The following is a 21,018-nucleotide window of genomic DNA, read 5'->3' on the forward strand; positions in this document are numbered from 1 at the left end:
ACACCGGCTGCGCTCGATGAGCTTGCTCGCCTGCAAGCGCTACGTGACAAGGTCCAGCGGCGTCTAGACCGCCTCGTTGCCCGACTTGCATCCCGCGAAATGACCGAGGCAATCCGTGGCCCGTTAGAAGAGCGGCGTAGTCACTACAGCGCGTCGCTTGCCGAGTTAGACGCCGAGATGGACTCAATTCGCACTGGGGGGCCACGGCCTTCCCTTCGCAAGATTGTTCCGATGCCAAAGCGCCCTGCTTCGGGCCAAAGTTCCGAGCGGGATCACCTCGTCCAGCAACTGGCCCTCGTCGTCAAGGAGGGCGAAAAACTCCGGCCAGGCTCGCCGAAATTTGCCACGAATCTCGCAGAGCGGAGAGACTTGGAGCATCGCAGAGCGGCGTTGGCCCGACCGACTGCGGATCCCACGAACAATAAAGATCAACAGACTCCCACACCCGCTCTACCGGAGCCACGCGCCCAACCACAGACTGTGCCAGCTCCGTCGATCGCCGCCGCCCCCCTTGCATGCCCACCATCGGGACCAACCCTTTCGCCTGCGCCTTCCCAAGCGCCAACACCTGAACCGGCACCGGCACTGGCACCGTCACCGTCACCGTCACCGTCACCGAAACAGCAAACAGCGCTGCCCAGCCTCCGCAAGATCTGGCTTCGCAAGAAGGCCAACCTCGATGCGCGGGTGCTCGATCTCGAGGCGCTCAAGGCCAGCCACTCGCCGTGGACACAGCCATGGTTCGAAGTGCAGGACCTGCTGAAGAAGGCGCAGGACGAGCTGCACCTGATCAACCAGCGGCTTGGCGTTTCCTCGATTCCCACTCCGGTGGCAAAGCCTGCAGCAAGGCCCGAGGCGCAAGAGCCCCAAGTCATCCCTTCACCAGAGCCTACACCAATCGTGGTGCTGCCGCCCCTGCCGACCGATCCCCGCGCCAAGCTCCTGCGCCGCAAGGCCAGTATCGAGGCGCAGATCGCCGATTTGCAGGAACAGGAGGCGAAGCTGCCTGCCTGGAGCAAAGCTTGGCACGCGGTGCGTGACCGGCTTGCCCCCCTCGAGACGGAGCTGGAAGTCGCCAACGAGCAACTGGCGAAGCTCCCTGCTGTCGCTGAGGCGAAGCCAGTGGAGCCAGCCAGAGTCCGCGAACTCCCAACACCTAAATTCGGCCTTTCGCCCGCCCGAGAAGCTCAGGCACCGCGCCCCACACCGCCAATCCCTGAAGACCTCGCACAGCTCATCACCCGCCGCGATGCGCTGAAACAGGAGTTGCGGGATCATGAGCGCGGCGGGACGAGCGTGGAGGATGGGCCTAACCGCCTCAATGTCTATCGTTCCAAGCGTGACAAGCTGATGGAGCAGATCAGTCGGGCGAACATGAAGATCGCTGCGATCGAACGCAAAGCGGCGGTGGACGGTGCCCCCTCCGTGCAAAGGCCATCCGCGGCTCCCGCGCCCTTCGATTGGACCAGCGAGAGGCAGGATTATCTCAAGCGGCACTGGAAGGCAGGCTTTGCGGCGGACCGGATCGCAGAGGAATTGGGAACCACGCGCAACGTCGTTATGGCGCGTGTGTGGCGGCTGGGGCTTCCCCGTCGTGGACAAGATTCAGCCGGGCAAGACAGCGCCCCGCAAGCACAGTAACGAAAGCAGCATGACCAAGAAGACCAAGCTCGAACTCACCTGGCCCGGCAAGGAAAACCGTCCGCGCCTCGAACCGCGCATCCTGATCGAGGATGCGGGCAAGTCGTATCACGCGGCCAGCAGGGCTGAGGGCGACCTCTTCGACAACATGCTGATCAAAGGTGACAACCTTCTCGCGCTCAAGGCGCTGGAGGCGGACTACGCTGGCGAGGTGAAGTGCGTTTTCATCGATCCACCTTACAACACTGGCTCAGCTTTCACGCACTACGATGACGGACTAGAGCACTCATTATGGCTTTCCCTGATGCGCGATCGGCTGGAGTGCATTCACCGGCTGTTGGCAGACAATGGTTCACTTTGGATAACACTTGATGACAATGAAGCGCATTACTTCAAAGTGATGTGCGACGAAGTCTTTGGGCGGTCGAACTTCGTTTCAAACGCTGTTTGGCAAAAGAAGTATGCACCGGCAAATGATACTCTATGGCTTAGCGCCTCGCACGATCACCTTTTGGTATATGCCAAGGATAAATCGAAATGGCGCGCACGGAACTTAGCAAGGGATGAAAAATCGCTTTCTGTCTACAAAAATCCGGACAATGATCCTCGAGGACCTTGGAGAGCTGATAACTATACCTGCGCAAAAAGTTCGGAAGAGCGCCCAAATCTTTATTATATGATAGAAAATCCAAATACAGGAGAAAAGATTTGGCCAAAAAAATCTCGAGTTTGGGGTTATGGCCCTGAGACCCACGAACAGCATAAATTGGACAATTTGATATGGTGGGGTAAAGATGGTAAGAATAGCGTTCCATCTTTGAAAAGATTCATTTCTTCCCTGAAAAACTCAGGTATCAAGGCTCAAACTGTTTGGACTTGGGAAGAGGTTGGACACACCCAAGACGGCCGACGTGAGCAGATCGCGCTATTGCCTGACGATCCATTTCCTACCCCAAAACCGGAGAAACTGATCGAGCGCATTTTGCAAATCAGCACAGAAGATGGGGACCTCGTCCTCGACTCCTTCGCTGGTTCCGGCACAACAGGCGCCGTGGCCCACAAGATGGGCCGTCGCTGGATCATGGTCGAGATTGGCGATCATGCTGACACGCATATCATCCCGCGCCTGAAGAAGGTGATCGACGGGAGCGATCAGGGCGGCATCTCAAAGGCAGTGAACTGGCAGGGCGGCGGTGGCTTCCGCTACTTCACGCTGGCGCCGTCGCTGCTCGCCAAGGACGCTTGGGGCAACTGGGTGGTCGACCGGCAATACAACCCGGAAATGCTGGCAGAAGCCCTGTGCAAGCACCTGGGCTTTGCCTACGCGCCTTCGCAGGAAGAAGGCGAGTGGTGGCGGCATGGCCAATCGAGCGAGACCGACTTCCTCTATGTCACTACCCAGAGCCTGACCCACGAAGCACTCAAGCGCCTGTCTGACGCGGTGGGGCCGGAACGCACCCTTGTCGTCTGCGCACGCGCCTTTGCCGGCAGCACCGATGCCTTCCCCAACCTTACGGCGGTGAAGATCCCCTCGGCCATACTCACCCGCTGCGAATGGGGACGCGACGACTATTCGCTGAACGTCGCCAACCTTCCTGCGACGCAGGATGCCTTGCCAGAGGAACCCGATCTCGGCCCGCTCTTCGCCGCCAAGGAGGCTGCCGATGACTGAGTTTGCCCCCGGCACCCTCACCCCGCACCAGCGCACCCGCCGCCAGGTCACCCAGCGTCTCTCGCTCCGCCGCCCGCAGGAAGAGGCACTGGCCATCCTCGCCGACGTGGCCGACCGCATCGACTGGAAGAACGAGGCAGATCTTCAGGCCCTGCTGGCGGATATCCGCGCCAGCTATCCCTCGGTCGAAAGCTTCGAGCGCGAATTCCCCTCGCTCTGCTTCGCCCTAGCCACCGGCGTCGGCAAGACCCGGCTGATGGGCGCGTTCATCTCCTACCTCTTCCTCACCGGCCGCAGCCGCAACTTCTTCGTTCTCGCCCCGAACACCACGATCTACGAAAAGCTGATCGCAGACTTCTCGCGGCCCTCGTCCGCCAAGTATGTGTTCAAGGGCATCGGCGAATTCGCCCAGAACCCGCCGACCATCGTGACCGGCGAGAACTGGGAAAACGCCCGCAGCGGCCTCGGCTTTGCCGATGCGGTGATCAACATCTTCAACGTCGACAAGATCAACAAGGAGAAGGGCCGCATCCGCTCCTTCCGGGAAACCTTGGGCGAAAGCTACTTCGACCACCTCGCCAGCCTGCCCGATCTCGTCATGCTGATGGACGAAGCCCACCGTTATCGTGCCAAGGCGGCAGCAAACGCGGTCTACGAACTCAAGCCTCGCCTCGGCATCGAGCTCACCGCCACGCCCAAGACCGTCGGCTCAGCATCCCGCGAGTTCAGGAACGTGATCTACCGCTATGGCCTGGGGCAGGCCATGGCCGATGGCTTCGTCAAAGAACCGGCCGTCGCCACCCGCGCGAACTTCAACCGCAAGGCATACGACGCCGACCAGCTTGAAGACATCATGCTCAAGGACGGCGTGGCCTACCACGAAGCCGTTCGCGTGGAGCTGGAGCTCTATTCCCGCCAGACCGGCGCTCCGCTCGTCCATCCCTTCATGCTCGTCGTGGCGCAGGACACCACCCACGCCGCCAAGCTGCGCGCCCGCATCGAAAGCGACGAGTTCTTCTCCGGCGCCTATCGCGGCAAGGTGGCGGAAGTGCACTCGAACCAGTCGGCCGAAGAATCCAACGAGGCCATGGCCCGCCTCGTCGGGCTTGAACATGATGCACAGACCGACATCGTAATCCACGTCAATAAGCTGAAAGAAGGCTGGGACGTCACCAACCTCTACACGATCGTGCCCCTGCGTGCCTCTGCTTCAGACATTCTGACCGAACAGACCCTCGGCCGCGGCTTACGCCTCCCCTATGGCAAGCGCACCGGCAACGAGATCGTCGACACCCTAACCGTCATCGCACATGACCGCTTCGATGATGTGATTGCAGAAGCAAGGAAGCCCGGCTCGATCGTCGCGATCAAGCAGGTGCAGCTCGGCGAGAATGGCGAGGTCGGCGGAGCCCGCGAAGTGCTTCGCGTCCCCAGCGACTTCGAACGCCGTTTCACGATGCCTGAGCCGGTGGGTGCAGACCTGTTCAAGGATAGCCACGCACCAAGCTGGACTCCCCCGACAGCAGAACAGGCCGCAGTTGCCTCAACCGCGCTCGAACTCATCCGCGAAAAGTATGAGCGCACCCTGCCCGGCGGCCTCGGTGACTTGCGCAAACCCGAGGTTCAGGCTGCAATCGCAGAGGACGTCCGCAAAGCAACCGCAGCCGCTGCGCCCCAGGGCACGCTCGACGGCATCCTGCCGCAACCCGATGTCGAAAAGCTGGTTGCCGAGATCGCCGTCTCCGTGGCGGAACATTCGATCGAAATCCCCGAGATCGTGGTGCTGCCCAGTCGCGAGGTGAACTTCTGGTTCGAGCCGTTCAATCTCACCGGCCTCGACAGCATCCGCTTCCGCCCAAGCGGCGATACGATCCTCATCCGTAACCTGCGCACGGATACCCAGCGTGAGCTCGCCCGAAGCGCTCAGGGACCCTCGGAGGACCGTCTGGAGGACTATATCGTCCGCCACCTCATCGTCTTCCCGGAAGTCGACTACGACAGCCAGGCAGACGAGCTCTACAAGCTCTCGGGCCAGATCATCACGCACTTGCGCTCCTACCTCGAAAAGGAGGATGACGTCGAAGCCGTGGCGCTCGAACATGGCCGCAAGCTGGCGGAGTTCATCCGCGAACAGATGAAGGCGCACTATCGCGAAACCCCGGTGGATTACCGCGCACGCCGTGTTCGTTCGTTCAAGGTGCTCAAGCCCCAGCAGGTCGGCTACGACCCGGCGCGCGTGCTACCGCTTGGCGAGCAGGCCGTGCCCCTGTCCGCCACCCCCAGCTTCGTCTTCACTGGCTCGCGCAAGTCACCCTATCGCATCCACAAGTTCGACAGCGATCCCGAACGCCGCTTCGCGTCCATGATCGATAGCGACCGCTTCCCCGCAGTTGTGCGCTGGCTCAGGCCCGCTCCCGGCCAGTTCGACATCGAATACCAAGGGGCCGCCGTTACGAACCGGACTTCGTGGTGGAGTGCGACACCATGAAGCTCATCGTCGAGATCAAGGCAGAGAACATGCTGGACGATGCCGCGGTGAAGGAGAAGGCGCGAGCTGCGCACACTTGGGTGGAGCATGCCAACACCTTCGCCAACGAGGGCGATGGCAAGCCCTGGCACTACGTCCTCGTGGGGGAAAGCCGAATCTCCGAGAGCCTGACGCTACAGGCTCTAGCAAGCCTCTGAGGAGATGACCTCACTTTGTTTCAGGATTGCGTTAAGGTCGGCATTCGGAAGCGAACATCACCTACGGCCGGATAACCGGGATGCAGAGATCTCCATAGTTGATCTTCGCGATGATGTCCGCCTTCTGCCGCATCGTAATTCCATGCGGACTATAGGTTCCATAAGTGAACCCTTTCTCATGCCCAATCACTTGCGCCCAATCGCTCTCGCGAACGCCAGCGCGTTCCATGATCTGCGTGACGTTCTTTCGAAAAGAGTGGAATACCTTCCGCCTGCTGGAGAAGCCAAGCTTGAGCTTGTAATCTGAGAAGGCTCTTCCAGCATCAGCTCCAGGCTTTTTACCCGGGCCTTCATCATTGAATTTGGGCCAGATCCGCTCATGCGATGCTGTTTGAGCGCGCACGGTTATCCAAGACAGAGCAGTATGAATCGGCACCTGGCGAACCCCTGCTGGCGTTTTAGCCTTGCCAACATTGAAGTAGTGCAGACCCTTATGATCGGGATCGGTGCGGATGTCTCCCCAAGTTAGGGAACAAATTTCGTCTAGACGCATGCCAGTGTAAAGCGCGACGACCATTACCTCCAGCAGATCTTGCCGCTTCGGAGGTTGTTGGAATAGGGTCTTAAGCTCGCTTGATTCCCAAGGCAAATAGGACGCCACAACTCCCTTCCTCAGCTTTTTCGAAAATCCAACAAAAGGGTTATCACCAGAGCAATGCGCTCGATCCTTTGCCCAACTCCAAAGACTTTGGAGGGATCGCATATGCCTGTTCATGGTTTGCGCGGCTAAACCAACATCGCGATTTCCGAATTGCTTTTGCAGAGCGGCCCAATCCAACGACCGAGCCTTTGAGTTGCGAGCCCAGTTCGGATCCATGCGCTTGATCGCATCATGAAAGGCTGCCGCGTCAGATTTTTTCACGAGACGTATCGGCTTGTTGCCCCAAAAGCCGGCGAACAAACCGAATGTTGCCTGCTTTTGCTGCTCGGTATTGGTCACCCTGCCTGCCGCTTGGTCAGTTTTCCAATGGACCAAATACAGCTTGGAAAGATCGAGAAACGAGAGTTCGGCGGTGTTATCGATCGGGTTAAGCGACACTGCGAGAGCATCCTTCACGACCGGACTGGTCGGTTCAGCACCAAGATCACCTCGATTTCGGCGCGTGCAGGTGTGCACCACGTCAATGGTAACTTGAGCAAAGTCGCTCACAAACCCTTTGAACCAAGAGCTTGATCGATCCACTTGGTAGCCGGCATTCACCAGCGCCTTCTCGGCCGGCCCCTCCCACTTGCCAATTTCCCCGGAAGACACGGCCATCGCCATTGAGACAAGCGAGGCTTCACGTTTCTCCAGATAATCGCGGAAGCCCGCAGGGTCATTGAGATAATGCTGACTGCGCGTTTGTTTGAGACTGCTATATGCCTCGTGGTAAACGCTAGAGAGGATCTTCTTTAGCTCGAAATCAGTTGGCACACGGCAAGAATTGCTCGTCGCAGGTGTGTCTCGCAATCGCCGCCATTCCTCATGAAGTTCTGCAAGGATTGCTATCGCCCGTTCATTCGCATCCTTTCGATCCTCGGTGCCAAGGGATCTGGTGAACTCTTTGCGGTGAGTCGCAATCTGAATGTCAATCGGCAGCGGAACACGAAGCTGCCAGAAGCGTGAACGAGATCGGCGAGTGATGTAGCGGTCAATCATGCTGTTCCTGTAGCACTTCCTGTAGCACTTTGTAGTAGCAACATCCCCATTTTATCTAGATCGACAGTGTTTCTGGACTCTCGGAGACATCTAGCTTCGAATCCTGCCGCCCCAGCCAGCACAATACCTCCCATCTCGGCAAAGACGCTTGCAGCGCGCTTGACTTTGGGTGGCCTATGCCACTAGGGCGCGCACCGAAATCCGGGGTCTTGCCCCGCTCATCCATCCCGTTTCGCCGAGTCCTGTCGAAGGGCGTCTTGAGGATCCACCCGGGCAGGGTGGAGGAGTGTATCCATGGCCAATGTAACCGTTATCGGCGCCCAGTGGGGCGACGAAGGCAAAGGCAAGATCGTTGACTGGCTGGCCAGCCGCGCCGATGCCGTGGTCCGCTTCCAGGGCGGGCACAACGCCGGCCATACCCTCGTCGTCGGCGAACAGGTCTACAAGCTCTCGCTTCTGCCGTCGGGCATTGTCACCGGGACGCTCTCGATCATAGGCAATGGCGTGGTTCTCGATCCCTGGGCCTTGAAGGCCGAGATCGAGAAGCTGACCGGGCAGGGCGTGGAAATCAACGCCGAGAACTTCGCCATTGCCGACAATTGCCCGCTGATCCTCCCGCTGCACCGCGACCTTGATGGCCTGCGCGAACAGGCTGCCGGCTCGGGCAAGATCGGCACCACGGGCCGCGGCATCGGCCCTGCCTATGAAGACAAGGTCGGCCGCCGCGCCATCCGCGTGTGCGACCTTGCCCATCTCGATGCGCTCGATGCCCAGCTCGATCGCCTCTGCGCACACCACGACGCGCTGCGTGCAGGCTTTGGCCAGCCGCCGGTCGATCGCGCCGCGCTGATCGCCGAGCTGCGCGAGATCGCACCCTACGTCCTGCAGTTCGCACAACCGGTGTGGAAGCGCCTCAACACCGTCCGCAAGGCTGGCGCTCGCATCCTGTTCGAAGGCGCGCAGGGCGTTCTGCTCGACGTTGACCACGGCACTTATCCGTTCGTCACCTCGTCCAACACAGTGTCCGGCACCGCAGCATCCGGCTCGGGTCTTGGTCCATCGCAGACCGGTTTCGTGCTCGGCATCGTCAAGGCCTATACCACCCGCGTCGGCTCCGGCCCCTTCCCCACCGAACTGGAAGACGAAGTCGGCCAGCGCCTTGGCGAGCGCGGCCACGAATTCGGCACTGTCACGGGGCGCAAGCGCCGCTGCGGCTGGTTTGACGCCGTGCTGGTCCGCCAGTCCTGCGCCATCTCGGGCGTGACCGGGATCGCGCTGACCAAGCTCGATGTGCTCGACGGTTTCGATAAGGTGAAGATCTGCACCGGCTACCGCCTGCGCGGAAAGGTGCTCGACTACTTCCCGGCCCACGCCGCCGACCAGGCCGAAGTCGAGCCGATCTACGAGGAAATGGACGGCTGGAGCGGCACCACCGCCGGTGCGCGTTCGTGGGCAGACCTGCCTGCGCAGGCGATCAAGTACATCCAGCGGGTGCAGGAACTGATCGAAACGCCGGTGGCCCTCGTCAGCACCAGCCCGGAGCGCGAGGACACGATCCTCGTGCGCGATCCTTTCGTCGATTAAACAGCTGCAGCCTCACCGTCCGGGCGGATGGTGAGGCTGCAATGAGTCAGTTCTTCTTGCCGACGGTCACACCCGAATAGATCGATTGCTGTCCGCCCAGCGGATTCAGCTGCAGGAGGAACGACCCGCCCCATTCGGCAGCATTGGCGCCAAAGAACATTCCGTTGAGGAAGCTGGTGCTGAGCACATCGGTGCCGGTTCCCCTCAGGGTGAACGTGTTGCCAACGCCGCAACCTGGGCAATTGCCTGCAAGCGATCCACTGTAAGTGAAGTTGCCGAGGCTCGACGTGGCGTTGTTGCCGACATCGGTCGCCGTCAGCGCAAGGACGGCACTACCGGTGCCTGCGGCAAAGTCCGCCGTGAAGGTGCTGGTCCCCGAAAGCGAAGCCTCGCGCTGCGTGGCACCGTTCCGGCCATAGCCATAGACCACCCCGGAATAGCTTGCCGAGCCTGTCCGCGGTATCTGGAAGCTTGGCGTCAGCCCGCCGAACGGCACATAGTAGTGCGTCGCCACCTGACGTCCGTCTACCGTGTCGGTGCGCACCACTTCGGCAAAACTGGTGTAAGTCAGGGCGATGGAGGGATTGCCACTACCGAACTTGAACACCCGCGCCGTGTAATCGGCGCCGCGATAGACATCGAAGGTGCTCGTGCTTTCCGCCGCCTTGTAATCCGCCGCTGCCAGCGTCTGCGACAACTGCACGGCATTTCCGAAGTTCGTGCCGGTCGTCTTGGACGTGAGGACATAGGACTTGTTCGTCGGATTGTAGGTAACCTCGACATTGGTATCGAGCAGCGCCTGCTCTGCCGGGCTGAAACCATTGACGACATAGTACTGCGAATCGTTGCCTGTCAGAACCGTCGTCGTCGTGAGGCCGGCAAGTCCACTTTGGGAAGCAGTGCCGTCCGATCCGCGCCCGCCTGCAAGCGTCGCTGCCATCACCGCACCGCCGGTGCTGCTCGCCTGAACAACCGCTCCGACCTGCTCCGCGGCAGGTCCGAAGAATTTGCCTGACAACATCCCGTTGTAATCGGTCGCGCCATCAAACGCGATGCTGCCGTTGAAGGCATTTGCGCTGGAAGAGAGCGTCGCATTGCCGCTCCAGTTGCCTGCATCCGCTTGCGTGCCGGGCCAGGCTCCGCCGGTTGCCGGAATGCCATTGCCGATCGTGTAGGCCCCGATTGTCGAGATCGCGCCGGTCTGGAAATTGACGTTGACGCTACCGGTCCCGTTCACACCCTGAATCTTCGCGCCATTGGCCATCAGCCCCCGTTGAGGGCCACATTGAAGGCCGCCGATCCCGTGCGCGGCGTTGCGGCGTTCGTCGTGGCAAAGCCATAGACGAAGGCGTCGATCTGACCGAGGCTCGAACGGCGATCGGTCAGGATGCCGGCGCGCAAATAGTCGCTGCTGGTGTAGAAATCATAAGCCAGGCTGGTGTTCGACGCCTTCGTCGGCTGCCACATGATCCGGCCATCGCTGCCGTAGAACACCAATGGCGCGCCGTTTGCGCCTTGATGAACAGAGGCAATCCCGTTCCCTGCCGCAACTGACGAAAGATTGCCCGCCCCGTCCAGAGTGCCTTTTGCAGACGCGCTCAAGGGCTGGTAGAACTGGTCTGTCGCCGGACTGTCGAGGCTGGTCGAGGTATTGACCGGTGTTGTCCCCCGAGCGCCGTAGATCACGCCGGTCGCTGCGACGTCCGAGTTGGGGTTCTGCGAGAAAGCCGCCCCAACCTCGTCGGCATTGGGGCCGAAGAAAGCCCCGTGCAACTCACCGGTTCCGGCGCTGCCCAGGGTCAACTGCCCAAGAAAACTGTTTGCGCTCTTGGAAAGCAGCGCAAAGGCGTTCCAGTTATAGCCCGCGCGGTAATGTTGGTCTGGACGTCGGTCTCGTCATAGAAACCGCTTCCGGCAATGCCACCCGACAGGAAATCGACCGAAAGCTTGCCTGTCCCCCGAGCGCATAAATGTTCGTGCTGAACGTCCGCGCGCCCAGCAGCTTTACATCGAAGCTGGCCGCGCCTGTCCTCGGCAGCGACCCATTCGGCGTCTGCACCCCATAGGCGAAGGAAGAAATGCGCCCATCGATCGTGGTGCTCCCATTGACCTGGCGCTGCCATATCCCTGCGCCCACATAGCGTGTCTGGCCGGCGGCGGTCCCCGTCGTGGTCAACGAAAGGAACTCGGTCGTGTTGCCCGATACGAACTTGTAGGTCGTGATCGCGCTGTTCGATTGCGTTGCGTCGATGTCGCCCGGACCAAAAGTGCGGCTGCGGGTGCCATCCGAGACAGTCCACGAACGATTGGTGGCATTGTAGGAAACGGTGAGTGCCAAGGCTGAAGCCGACGTGCTGACCGCCGCGCCATTTGTCGGGACGCTTACAGTTCCGACGGACGCGACATTCTTGAAGCTCTCGCTCACAAGCGGCGCTACCAGGCTCGTATTTGCCGTCGGTGTCGGTGTCGGTGTGGGCGTCGGTGTTGGTGTAGGCGTCGGTGTGGGCGTAGGCGTAGGCGTAGGCGTAGGCGTAGGCGTAGGCGTCGGAGTGGGCGTCGGAGTGGGCGTAGGCGTAGGAGTGGGCGTGGGCGTGGGCGTGGGAACCGGCGTAGGTGTGCTGCTGACGCCATTGCCGCCACCGCCGCACGCAGCCAGCATCAGTGCAATGGTCAAGGCAGAAGCTGTCGCAGCCCTGCGGTTATGTCTGGTCATTGCCCTCTCCCCTTGTTGCTAACGCTAGAATGCTGACGTGAGGCCAAGTTCAGCCGCGCGCCGGTCGAAATCGAATATGCCCACCGTCGAAGTGTTGCGCTCAACCCTGAGGCGCAAAAACGGTGCAATGCCCTTCCACTGCAGGGCGCGGAATGTTGCCGAGAGCCCGAGGCTGAAACGGTCATCCACGCGCTTCTTCGGGTAGAGGAACAGGCGCTCGTCGGCCTCCAGGTGCGAGTAGCCCCCGTCAACCACGACTGTCGTCCTGCCAAGCTCCCTGAACAAATACGCTGATGTGCCGCCGGTCCAGTCAGACCAACCAGCATCGCGGGCCGACGTGCGGCTTGCCCGCAACTGCATCCCGCCCCCAAAACGCGCACTGAAGGCCCGATCGATCCCGAAAGTGCCAGCGTAGATCGTCGAATCCTGCAGATCGTTGCGCAGATTATCTAGACGCGAGACTGCCGCCTCGGCACGCAATTGCGATCGTTTGCCCAAAGGATGCTGGAACACCGCTGTGCCGCCCCAGCCCTGACTGAACGCCGCTTGGCCGTACCAGCGCCAGGACGGGCCTCCTGAGAAAGTAATCCGGTCCGCACCAGACTGGAACTCTGGCCCGAACTGTACGGCCAGCGCATAATCGTCGAACTGTCCGGAGCGATAAAAGTCACCACTGCCCGATAGTCGCGCCAGCAGACGCGATCTGGCGCCGAGCGGCAAGCGCAGATACCCCTGCGCGCGCGCCGCAAGCCCCAAGCCGGATTTGGCCTTGGCATCATCGCTCAGGGTGAAGTCGCCGATGACAGTGCCGAGGGTGTCTGCTCTGGTTGCGCGATTGATGTTGCTGTCTGGCGCAAGCGCAAGCTCCAGACTGCCGCCAAGGGTTTTGCAGCAGCAAGCGCTGCAGCATAGAAACGCACGGCCCGCTCGACATCGGCCGGAAGCTGGCCACTCGCCTGTGCAGCTCGCATTTCACGCTCGGCAGCGCCCAGTCGCCCCATCATCGCGTCCATGCGGGCAAGTTCCAGTCGCACCCGCGCTGCGTCCGGCTTTTCATCGAGGATGCGACGCAGTTCTACTGCCGCATCGCGCGTTCGCTTCATCTGGTCGGCAAGCATCATCGCCAGACGAAACCTGGCTTCGCTCCGCAGTTCGATATCGGGATTGCCTGCCAGGGCGCGATAGGCCGTTTCGGCCGTGACATAATCGCCGGCATCGCGAGCCGAATCAGCCAACTGGAAAAGTTGGGCCGCTGTCAACTGCAAGCTCTGCGTCGATTCGTCCTGCTTGGTATTTTCACCAGTTGTTTCAACGAGAAACGGCTGGGCCTGCACTAGTTGCGCTGGAACATCCGAAATGGAGGCAATTGGTGGTAGGAACACCGGCCCGGTATCGCGAACAAATCCTCTCATATCAAGCCTCGAAAACGCGGGGATTCCTCAGACTCCGGGGACGCCTCACCTCGATGTCCGTCAAGCTCCATCCAAAATCGAGATAAATGATCTTGACCTGATCCACGTATGTTCCACTCATGTTCACACTTAGGGCAAGTACTGAGGGAACATTGCAATGACGCTGGTCCAAGCATCTGCACCGAACCGTGCCGCCACCGATCTTGACGCCCGTCCTTTCGCCGACGGGGACGTTGCGTGGCTTAGCCCATCCACGCCGCTTGCCGTGTCGATCTTTGCCGATCGCAGTTATCTTCGCATGGAAATGGCCGAAGATGCATCGGCGGCCGGGTTGCGGGTCTGCGGCACGGGTGAGCTCGCGCAACTTGTCAATTCGCGTGCAGAGCAGACCTTGGCTGATCTCATACTGGTCGATTGCCCCCTCCTCGAAGGTGCCGACATTGCAGCACTTGTCTCGCTGGATGAACGGGCGGCCCGCACCGGCAGCCAACTGATAGTTTCGACAAGCGTAGGGGCACTGGATGATGTCTTCGGCTGCCTCGATCAGTCCGGCGCGCAGATACTGGTCAATCCCTCTCGGTCGGACCGGGTCATCGCGCTCGGCCACATCCTCGCCTCTCCTGCGCTCGCAGCCAAGGGAGGGCGCGTTCGCGAATTGTCGGACACCGATCGGATGTCCTTGCTTCGCTTGACCCAGCAAGTCAGCGAAATCGCCAATCGCCTGGAAACGCTGTCGGGTTCGTCGGCAGGAACCGATCACGTTCACGCCTCGGCCTTCGCATTCGATGCGACCGGAGAGCGGGACTGCGGCGGCATGCGGCTCGGGCGAGGCGCTCGCCCCTCGCTGCCTGACCCTCGCCTTGTCCGCAAGATCATACGCCAGCGCCAGCTGCGCGCCCGCTTCTTCGAGGGCGATCTCTTCGCTGACCCGGCCTGGGACATGCTGCTCGATCTCACAGCGGCGCGGGCGGAGCATAAAAGAGTGTCTGTCACGTCTCTGTGCATTGCATCGGGCGTTCCGCCAACAACGGCGCTGCGGTGGATCGGCCAGTTGACCGAGGCCGAGCTTCTTTGCCGGGCCGAAGACGCCACGGATCGTCGCCGTGCATTCATCGCCCTTTCCGACAAGGCGGCAGATGCAATGGCGCACTACTTCGCGGAAATCGAGGCTGCCGTGCCATCGCTCTGACCGCCATCGTCAAAACTTTCGGCTACGCTGGAAGTCGTAAGGCCATGGGCTCAGCAGCCCGCCACCCAAGCCAAATTATCGCATCTTGTCCGATGCGGCTTGAGATGTTTCGGTCGTGGGTGATCTGCTGAGAGCGGCATCGCGCAACTTGGCCTCGATGCGGGCATCATCCTCCATCGGACTGAGCGTATCCCAGAAATCGCCATCAGCGTTGTAGACGAACGCCTTGGTCGTATGTTCGATGCGGTAGCTGGCGCCCGATTGCGGAATCACCTTAACGAACACGCCGGCATTGTCGGTAATGCGGTTTATGACCTCCGGATCACCCGTCAGCGCAATGATCTCAACCCCAAGACTTTTGACGAAGGCATCGAGGCGCTCCGGCGTGTCCCGGGCAGGATCGATGGTGATGAACACGATCGGAAGGTCTTCATGTGCCCAACCCATCCGGGCACGGATGCGCGAAAGGCGTACGAGCATCGCCGGGCACCGATCCGGGCACGAAGCATAGCCAAAGTATGTAATGTAGGGATGCCCTTTAAGGCCGGACCGCTGGAACAGTGATCCGTCTTGCGCGACAAGCCGATAGTTGCCGTCCTCAGCAACCCCTGACTGTTCGTATTGCTTCTCCGACTGTCTCGCCCACAGGAGATAGCCTGCCGCGCCAAGCAAAAGCAGTAGCACGACAAAAAACAGCGACTTACGCGCCATGAACGATCGCCGGATGTCGCTCTGCATGATCATGCCGCCGAGATAGCAGGTGAAAATGTCTTCGGAAGGATAAGTGTCGGTTTTTAGTCAGAATTAACGATCCTGTAAGTCAGGCTGGCCTTGCCCCGCGCTGGCACCATGACTGACCAGATCGTTCGCCCATCCTTGCGCGCCAGACGTCGCGGGGAGATGCCTTCTACAGTCCCCCCCGAAGAAATGCGCGCCTCGAAGCGCACCGGAACCGGCCGCGCATTGCTGACGTTCAACGCCACCGTACGGGAAACCTTGCTTGAGCCGATCTCCTCGGCGCTGGCCACGATCTGCGTCGCCTCTCCAAGCAGGATCTCGACGTCTTCGCCCACCGCGCGGTCCGGAAGTCCTCCCTCGCCTGCCAGAAGCATCGACCCCTGATCCGGGCCAGAACCAACAGGTTCAAACACGGTGACCGGTCCACCCGGCAGCGGCAGGCCCAAACCGTCTTCCTTGCGGTTGCGGGTGCGCAACATCTGGCGCACGTCTCCGACACGGTCTTCATGGACATCCGCACGATAGAGCGCCTCCATCTTGACGCCATGCCTTTGCGCCAAGGCCACTTGCTTCTGCGCATTGGCTGCCACGGTAACCGGCACTGGCACCCGATAGAGCTTGAGATCGCCGAGGCCCTCCTGCTGCACGGTCACGGGCGCATTCATTGCACCCGCACGCTGGGCAGTCACCACAATGTCGGCCATTTCCATCGCCGGGGCGGGCATGATCATGGGCGGGGGCGGCGGTGCAGGCGGGGGCGGTGGTGCCAGCTGCCATAGCGAACAGGTCAGTTCCAGTTCCCCGCCCGAGGGCTTTTCGCCTTGCGTACTGTCCTCGCGGTTGACCTTCCCGGCGATCACCGCGGTCTCCGCTTCGGCAAAACTCGTGGAATCGCTGCTGGCAAGGGTTACCCACGCCGAGACATCGGCCGTCCGGCCATCCGCGTTCATCTGCACGACGTAGTTGGATTGCCAATCGAAACCCCAAGCGAGGTAGGACAAGGACAGCGTTGCCTTGTGCGCCACCGGACTATCCGTTTCGATTGAAAGCGTGGGCTTCGCTGACAAGTCCTTTGGCGCTTCGGGATAGAGTATTTCGTCCTCCAGGCCGCCGCAGTTGGCAACTTCGAAGCCTGCTGCCGTCTGCACGATGGCAGCCCCATCAGGGCCAGAGCGAATCACCGCGCGCTCTTCACGGACCTTTTGGGTCGCAAGGTCGGTTCTCCGCAAGATGACCGGCCGGCCAAACATGCGCGCATAGAGGCTTCGGGGCGAAAGCAGATCGGCGTCGAGGTTCTTTTCTCGCACACCTGACGGCAGTCCCGTCACGATCGCGCTTTCGGGGAACAGCCCCGCCGCCACGCCTTCGAACCGTACGGTCGCCCTGCCCGCAGGTATCTCCACGGTCCGCTGTTCGGTTACGAGCGCATACCCCTGCAGCCAGTCGAGGTTCATGGCGTCGTCGCTGGCGCGATCGGGCGCACGATAGACGCTCACCGAAACGCTTGCGGGCGCAGGCGAAGTGATGATCTCCTCGCTCGCCGCCGGCGCGGCGGAAAGCAGCAGTGCAAGAGCTGCAGGAAATCGCACGTGGGGCCTAATACCGGGTGTCGAATTGCACGGTCAGCGTGGCCTCGCCGTTGGCAGGCACTGCCACTTGCCACATCCGCTCGTCGGCTGAGCGCTGTTCACCTTTCACGCTTTCGGAAGGTACCCGCGTGTCGTGCCACCAGTTGTCGAGGCCGCCTTGTACCACTTCGACCGTGACCGGCACGGACTTGGCATTGGTCACCTTGTAGCTCATCGTCGTGCGCCAGAAGACCTTTTCGGTCTCGACCGTCACCTCGCTTGGCGCCTTGCCTGGCGTGATCACACGATAGCGGGCTGTCTTCTCCCATTCCCCGCTGTCGATACGCTCCCGCTTCTCCATCACCGGCTGGACCTTCACGTCGAAGGCCTCTCCGGTCTTGAGCGCAAGGTTCGATCCCATCGGCGTGTGTCCGATCGCATTCTCGCCAATGAACTGCGGTTGCCCGCGCATATCGCGCATATACACCCGCACCGTACCCGCAGGTAGCGCATCGCCCAGCCCTGCCTCTCGCGCTGTTGAAAAGCGCAGGACGGTGTCTGCGCTCTGCGGCTCGGTCTGGCTTGTCAGCCAGCCGTTGCGGAAGTGATAGGCCTTGGTTGCGGGCGCGCCGCCGACGTCGAGGAAGCTGACCTGCTTCTGCTGGGCATTGGCCACTGTCGTCCGCCCGGCAATCGGATAGACGTAGAAGTCGCCCAGGCTCTCGCGATTTGCACTTTGTGTTCCAGGTCGGTTACCCGGCATCATCGGTCGCTGGGGACGATACCCGCCATTATAGCCGCCGCTGCCATCGCCCACCGCGCCCGCCACCAGCAGCACCTTGGCCTTGTCGAAGGTCGTGCCGCTGTTGTTGGTGAGCGTGATCCAGCCCTGCACATCTATCTTGCCCGCTGCCTCATCGAACAATGCCACGTAGTCGGCCTTCCAGCCGAACCCGCGCGAGAGATAGCTCAGCGAAACCGGGCGCGTGCCCGGCGCGGTCGTGTCCAGGGTTACCGATAGTGTCGGCCGAGCACGCAAGCCGGGCGGCAAGCTGGGAAACAGCACCCGCGCACCGTAGTTCTGCAGGACCTCGATGTGGTTTCCGACGCGGACGATCGTGCCGCCGTTATTGGCGAGAATCGTCGCCGTCTCGCGCTTGTCGTCAGCCCCGCGCACAAGCGTCACGGTCTGTCCAACGGCCTTGTCCATCAGCTTCTCGGGAGTCAGCAGGTCGTAGTCGAAGTTCTGTTCGACAATGCTTGTCCCCCCGGCATTCAACGTCACCGTTTCCGGTCGGATGGCTGCTGAAACATCAGGAAATTCCTGACGATGCCGGCCCGTCGGCAGCGCCATCTGCCGCACGTCCTGCACCAGCGCGAGATCGTTGCTGTAGATCGTCAGAGACACGTCGCCCTGCGCACTTGTAGGAACGGTCTGGGCCAGAGCCATTGCGGGAACAGCCGTTCCCAGAAGACCAAAAACCTTGCGCATCTGCCCCTCCACCGTTCTCCAATCGCTAACCTGTCGCTGGCGTCAGATCAACGCAGGCTGAACGACGGTTGCGATGAAACATGAGCAGCCTAAAGAGAAGGGATGGCCGAACACACATCAATGCTCCGCGATGGCTTCATCCTGCTTGGATTCGCCCTGGCTTTCGTATTGATTTTCCGGCGCTTGGGGCTGGGCGCAACCTTGGGCTACCTCGTGGCCGGAGCTGTCGTCGGCCCGCAATTGCTGGGTCTGGTCGGAGACGCGGAAGAAAAGCTCGGCATCGCCGAACTGGGCATAACCCTGCTGTTGTTCCTGGTCGGGCTGGAACTGAATCCGTCGCGCCTGTGGAAGATGAAGCGCGATATCCTTGGCCTTGGCCTGCTTCAGGTAACCGCCTGCGGGCTTGCTGTTGCCGGCATGATCCTGTTGACCACGGACTTCAGCTGGGAAGCAGCGCTGGCCCTCGGCCTGCCGCTGGCGCTCTCGTCGACGGCGCAGGTGTTGCCGATGCTGCAATCCTCCGGCCGGTTGCGCACGCCGTTTGGCGAACGCGCTTTTGCAATCCTGCTCTTCCAGGATCTCTCGATCATCCCGATGATCACGATCATCACGGCAATGAGCCGCAATCCGGAGGATGCCGGTGGCCCTCCTGGTTGGCTGATGGTCCTGTACTCGCTCGGTGCGATAGGTGGCCTGATCGCTGCTGGCCGCTATCTGATCCGACCACTCTTTCGACTGATCGGCAATCTTGGCGAGCGCGAAATGTTCGTGGTCGCCGCCTTGTTCACCGTGATGGCTTCGGCGGCCATCATGGAGCTGCTCGGCCTGTCGACGGCGCTGGGCGCATTCGTCGCGGGCGTCATGCTCGCAGACAGCCCCTATCGTCATGAACTCGAAGCCGATGTCGAGCCGTTCCGGTCGATCCTGCTCGGGCTCTTCTTCCTGGCCGTGGGCATGATGCTCAACCTTGCCGCCATCGCCGAGCGCCCGCTGTTCGTCGCCGGCATGGCCCTTGGCCTGATCGCGGTGAAGGCGGCGATCATCTTCGGCATTGGCCGCCTGTTCGGCATGCCCTGGCGCGGCGCGCTCGCCCTCGGCCTGCTGCTCAGCCAAGGTGGCGAGTTCGGCTTCGTGATGTTCGCTCAGGCGCAAAAGGCGCTGCTCATCGCGCCCGAAGCTGCCAGCCTGTTCGGGGCCGTTGTCACCCTGTCGATGGCCACGACGCCGTTCCTGATGATGGCGACCGCCGGGATCCGCCGCGAAGCGGAGAGCGCGTCGTCCGGTGAGCGCGAAGGCCCCCAGCCCGATGGTTCCAATGCCGTGGTCGTGGGCTTCGGCCGCTTCGGACAAGGTGTCACGCAGATGCTGCTGGCGAGCAACATCCCGGTGACGATGGTCGATACCGACATCGAGATGATCGACGTCGCAGCCACCTTCGGGGCCAAGGTCTATTTCGGGGATGGGACAAGGCTCGATCTGCTGCGGCAAGCCGGGGCAGCGGAAGCGGAGATGATCTTCTTCTGCATGGACGGCGATCAGGTCACGGCCGATCTGGTCGAGGCCGTTCACGAGGCTTTCCCGCGCGCATCGGTATACGTTCGCGCCTACGACCGGCGTGCGCTCATCCGGCTGCGTGGCACGCCTGTCAGCGCGGTCGTGCGCGAAGTCATGGAGTCTGCAGTCAAGATGGCGCGCGTCGCCCTTGCTGACGCAGGTCTTTCGGCTGAAGATATTGCGCGCGCCGAAGACATGTTCCGCGCCCGTGACCGTGAACGACTGAAGCTGCAGATCGAAGCGGGCGACGTGCGCGCCGCGCGAGACCGCATCATCACAGAGCCGCAGGCCCGCCCGACCTAGGGTCAGGCAAGCAGCCCGGCGGCCTCGCTGCAGATGCGCTGCGCCAGCGTGCGGTAATCATCCGCGCTTGCCGACTTGGCCCGCCAGGCAGCAACGATGGCGCGCTCGCAGCGCCAGTTCGCAACCGGCAGCCGCACGACCAGAGCATCGCCCCCACTTCCGACCGCAGGTAAAGTTCGGGCAGAATTGCTAGGCCAACACCGCTACCCACCATCTGGTGAATGCTGTCGAGACTGGTGCCCTCGTAATCCAGCAGCATTTCGGCCCCAAGTTCGGCGCACACCCGCTGGACCTGCTGATGATAGTGGTGACGGGGGTCGAGCGTCAGGAAGCGCTCTCCCTTGAGATCCGACCGGTCAATGTGCGCAAGCCCGGCGAGGTGATGGCTGCGCGATGCCACCACGCTCATCGGTTCGTCGAACAGAGGGACGACCTCCAAATCCTCGCCGATCACCGGTCCCGGCCCGACCATCAGATCAATTCTGCCGGAAACGAGCTCACGGCTCTGCTCGGCCGGGATTCCTTCACGGATATAGAAACGCATGTCACTCTGCTCGGCATTGAGCGCACCGATCAGCGCGGGCAAAAGGTAGGGCCCCAGCGTCGGCGTGATCCCCAGCCGGACGACCCCGGACAGCTGCTTGCGGGCGCGCGCCGCAACCGCGCGGATGTCCCGGATCTCACGCAGCACCCGGCGCGCTCGTTCGGCAATCTCCCGACCGACCGGCGTCAATTCCACGTTTTGTGATGCGCGATCGATCAAGGTTG

Annotated in this window: 17 protein-coding genes; 7 read left to right on the plus strand and 10 right to left on the minus strand. The window is 61.4% G+C overall.

Going from position 1 to position 21,018, the window contains the following annotated elements; translation table 11 throughout:
• Positions 1–1,374 precede the first annotated feature (1,374 nt).
• From C7W88_RS23295 to C7W88_RS23300, 4 genes are read left to right on the plus strand one after another with little or no spacing between them, the layout of a single operon-like run.
• Positions 1,375–1,641 (plus strand): GcrA family cell cycle regulator, encoded by a 267-nt coding sequence (locus tag C7W88_RS23295; protein WP_240344961.1) that lies wholly within the window; start codon positions 1,375–1,377, stop codon positions 1,639–1,641.
• 10 nt (positions 1,642–1,651) lie between these two features.
• Positions 1,652–3,313, plus strand: coding sequence for a site-specific DNA-methyltransferase (locus tag C7W88_RS01765; RefSeq protein ID WP_118074504.1), 1,662 nt, complete (start codon positions 1,652–1,654; stop codon positions 3,311–3,313).
• Positions 3,306–5,801 carry a DEAD/DEAH box helicase gene (locus tag C7W88_RS01770; RefSeq protein WP_240344763.1) on the plus strand — a complete coding sequence of 832 codons (2,496 nt, stop codon included), beginning with the start codon at positions 3,306–3,308 and terminating at the stop codon, positions 5,799–5,801. The genes C7W88_RS01765 and C7W88_RS01770 overlap by 8 nt, the downstream gene beginning before the upstream one ends.
• On the plus strand, positions 5,798–5,998 hold the full coding sequence (locus C7W88_RS23300; RefSeq protein ID WP_240344764.1) for a hypothetical protein: 201 nt from the start codon (positions 5,798–5,800) through the stop codon (positions 5,996–5,998). The genes C7W88_RS01770 and C7W88_RS23300 overlap by 4 nt, the downstream gene beginning before the upstream one ends.
• 61 nt (positions 5,999–6,059) lie before the next feature.
• Here C7W88_RS23300 and C7W88_RS01775 read toward each other — a convergent pair whose 3' ends face one another.
• A complete protein-coding gene (locus C7W88_RS01775) occupies positions 6,060–7,697 on the minus strand; it encodes a DUF6538 domain-containing protein (RefSeq protein ID WP_118072286.1) in 1,638 nt (545 codons plus the stop codon).
• Between the two features lie 294 nt (positions 7,698–7,991).
• Here C7W88_RS01775 and C7W88_RS01780 point away from each other — a divergent pair, with 294 nt between their 5' ends.
• On the plus strand, positions 7,992–9,281 hold the full coding sequence (locus C7W88_RS01780) for an adenylosuccinate synthase (RefSeq protein ID WP_118072287.1): 1,290 nt from the start codon (positions 7,992–7,994) through the stop codon (positions 9,279–9,281).
• A 46-nt stretch (positions 9,282–9,327) separates the two neighbouring features.
• Here C7W88_RS01780 and C7W88_RS01785 read toward each other — a convergent pair whose 3' ends face one another.
• From C7W88_RS01785 to C7W88_RS01805, 5 genes are all read right to left on the minus strand, one after another.
• Positions 9,328–10,545: a transferrin-binding protein-like solute binding protein gene (locus tag C7W88_RS01785; RefSeq protein WP_118072288.1), complete on the minus strand. Its 1,218-nt coding sequence runs from the start codon at positions 10,543–10,545 to the stop codon at positions 9,328–9,330.
• Entirely contained in the window at positions 10,545–11,084 is a 540-nt protein-coding gene (locus tag C7W88_RS01790) for a hypothetical protein (protein ID WP_118072289.1), read from the minus strand. Before C7W88_RS01790 ends, C7W88_RS01785 begins: the two co-directional genes overlap by 1 nt.
• A gap of 52 nt (positions 11,085–11,136) precedes the next feature.
• On the minus strand, positions 11,137–11,619 hold the full coding sequence (locus C7W88_RS22465; RefSeq protein WP_162895862.1) for a hypothetical protein: 483 nt from the start codon (positions 11,617–11,619) through the stop codon (positions 11,137–11,139).
• Positions 11,620–12,018: 399 nt separating this feature from the next.
• Complete coding sequence (locus C7W88_RS01800; RefSeq protein ID WP_118072290.1) at positions 12,019–12,864, minus strand: surface lipoprotein assembly modifier; 846 nt, start codon at positions 12,862–12,864, stop codon at positions 12,019–12,021.
• Positions 12,777–13,229: a hypothetical protein gene (locus C7W88_RS01805; RefSeq protein WP_162895863.1), complete on the minus strand. Its 453-nt coding sequence runs from the start codon at positions 13,227–13,229 to the stop codon at positions 12,777–12,779. Before C7W88_RS01805 ends, C7W88_RS01800 begins: the two co-directional genes overlap by 88 nt.
• A 334-nt stretch (positions 13,230–13,563) precedes the next feature.
• On the opposite strand from C7W88_RS01805, the gene C7W88_RS01810 reads away from it, so the two are divergent.
• Entirely contained in the window at positions 13,564–14,595 is a 1,032-nt protein-coding gene (locus tag C7W88_RS01810; RefSeq protein ID WP_240344765.1) for a winged helix DNA-binding protein, read from the plus strand.
• Positions 14,596–14,670: 75 nt separating this feature from the next.
• Here the strand turns inward: C7W88_RS01810 and C7W88_RS01815 are convergent, their stop codons facing one another.
• From C7W88_RS01815 to C7W88_RS01825, 3 genes are read right to left on the minus strand one after another with little or no spacing between them, the layout of a single operon-like run.
• Positions 14,671–15,339, minus strand: coding sequence for an SCO family protein (locus C7W88_RS01815; protein WP_118072292.1), 669 nt, complete (start codon positions 15,337–15,339; stop codon positions 14,671–14,673).
• A 50-nt stretch (positions 15,340–15,389) separates the two neighbouring features.
• Entirely contained in the window at positions 15,390–16,922 is a 1,533-nt protein-coding gene (locus C7W88_RS01820; protein WP_240344766.1) for a DUF4139 domain-containing protein, read from the minus strand.
• Positions 16,923–16,929: 7 nt separating this feature from the next.
• Positions 16,930–18,393: a DUF4139 domain-containing protein gene (locus C7W88_RS01825; RefSeq protein ID WP_118072293.1), complete on the minus strand. Its 1,464-nt coding sequence runs from the start codon at positions 18,391–18,393 to the stop codon at positions 16,930–16,932.
• 102 nt (positions 18,394–18,495) lie between these two features.
• On the opposite strand from C7W88_RS01825, the gene C7W88_RS01830 reads away from it, so the two are divergent.
• A complete protein-coding gene (locus tag C7W88_RS01830; RefSeq protein WP_118072294.1) occupies positions 18,496–20,250 on the plus strand; it encodes a cation:proton antiporter in 1,755 nt (584 codons plus the stop codon).
• On the opposite strand, the gene C7W88_RS01835 is transcribed toward C7W88_RS01830, so the two are convergent.
• Positions 20,222–20,989, minus strand: coding sequence for a LysR substrate-binding domain-containing protein (locus C7W88_RS01835; protein ID WP_240344963.1), 768 nt, complete (start codon positions 20,987–20,989; stop codon positions 20,222–20,224). The two genes, C7W88_RS01830 and C7W88_RS01835, sit on opposite strands and share 29 nt — an antisense overlap.
• Positions 20,990–21,018 lie beyond the last annotated feature (29 nt).

It is taken from the genome of Novosphingobium sp. THN1 (assembly GCF_003454795.1).
In the GTDB taxonomy this organism is placed as follows: domain Bacteria; phylum Pseudomonadota; class Alphaproteobacteria; order Sphingomonadales; family Sphingomonadaceae; genus Novosphingobium.

Coding starts and splice junctions, on each gene's coding strand:
- C7W88_RS01785 (WP_118072288.1), bottom strand. CDS start 10,545: ATGGCCAATGGCGCGAAGATTCAGGGTGTGAACGGGACCGGTAGCGTC.
- C7W88_RS23295 (WP_240344961.1), top strand. CDS start 1,375: ATGAAGATCGCTGCGATCGAACGCAAAGCGGCGGTGGACGGTGCCCCC.
- C7W88_RS01815 (WP_118072292.1), bottom strand. CDS start 15,339: ATGATCATGCAGAGCGACATCCGGCGATCGTTCATGGCGCGTAAGTCG.
- C7W88_RS01765 (WP_118074504.1), top strand. CDS start 1,652: ATGACCAAGAAGACCAAGCTCGAACTCACCTGGCCCGGCAAGGAAAAC.
- C7W88_RS01780 (WP_118072287.1), top strand. CDS start 7,992: ATGGCCAATGTAACCGTTATCGGCGCCCAGTGGGGCGACGAAGGCAAA.
- C7W88_RS01775 (WP_118072286.1), bottom strand. CDS start 7,697: ATGATTGACCGCTACATCACTCGCCGATCTCGTTCACGCTTCTGGCAG.
- C7W88_RS01770 (WP_240344763.1), top strand. CDS start 3,306: ATGACTGAGTTTGCCCCCGGCACCCTCACCCCGCACCAGCGCACCCGC.
- C7W88_RS01830 (WP_118072294.1), top strand. CDS start 18,496: ATGGCCGAACACACATCAATGCTCCGCGATGGCTTCATCCTGCTTGGA.
- C7W88_RS23300 (WP_240344764.1), top strand. CDS start 5,798: ATGAAGCTCATCGTCGAGATCAAGGCAGAGAACATGCTGGACGATGCC.
- C7W88_RS01810 (WP_240344765.1), top strand. CDS start 13,564: ATGACGCTGGTCCAAGCATCTGCACCGAACCGTGCCGCCACCGATCTT.
- C7W88_RS01825 (WP_118072293.1), bottom strand. CDS start 18,393: ATGCGCAAGGTTTTTGGTCTTCTGGGAACGGCTGTTCCCGCAATGGCT.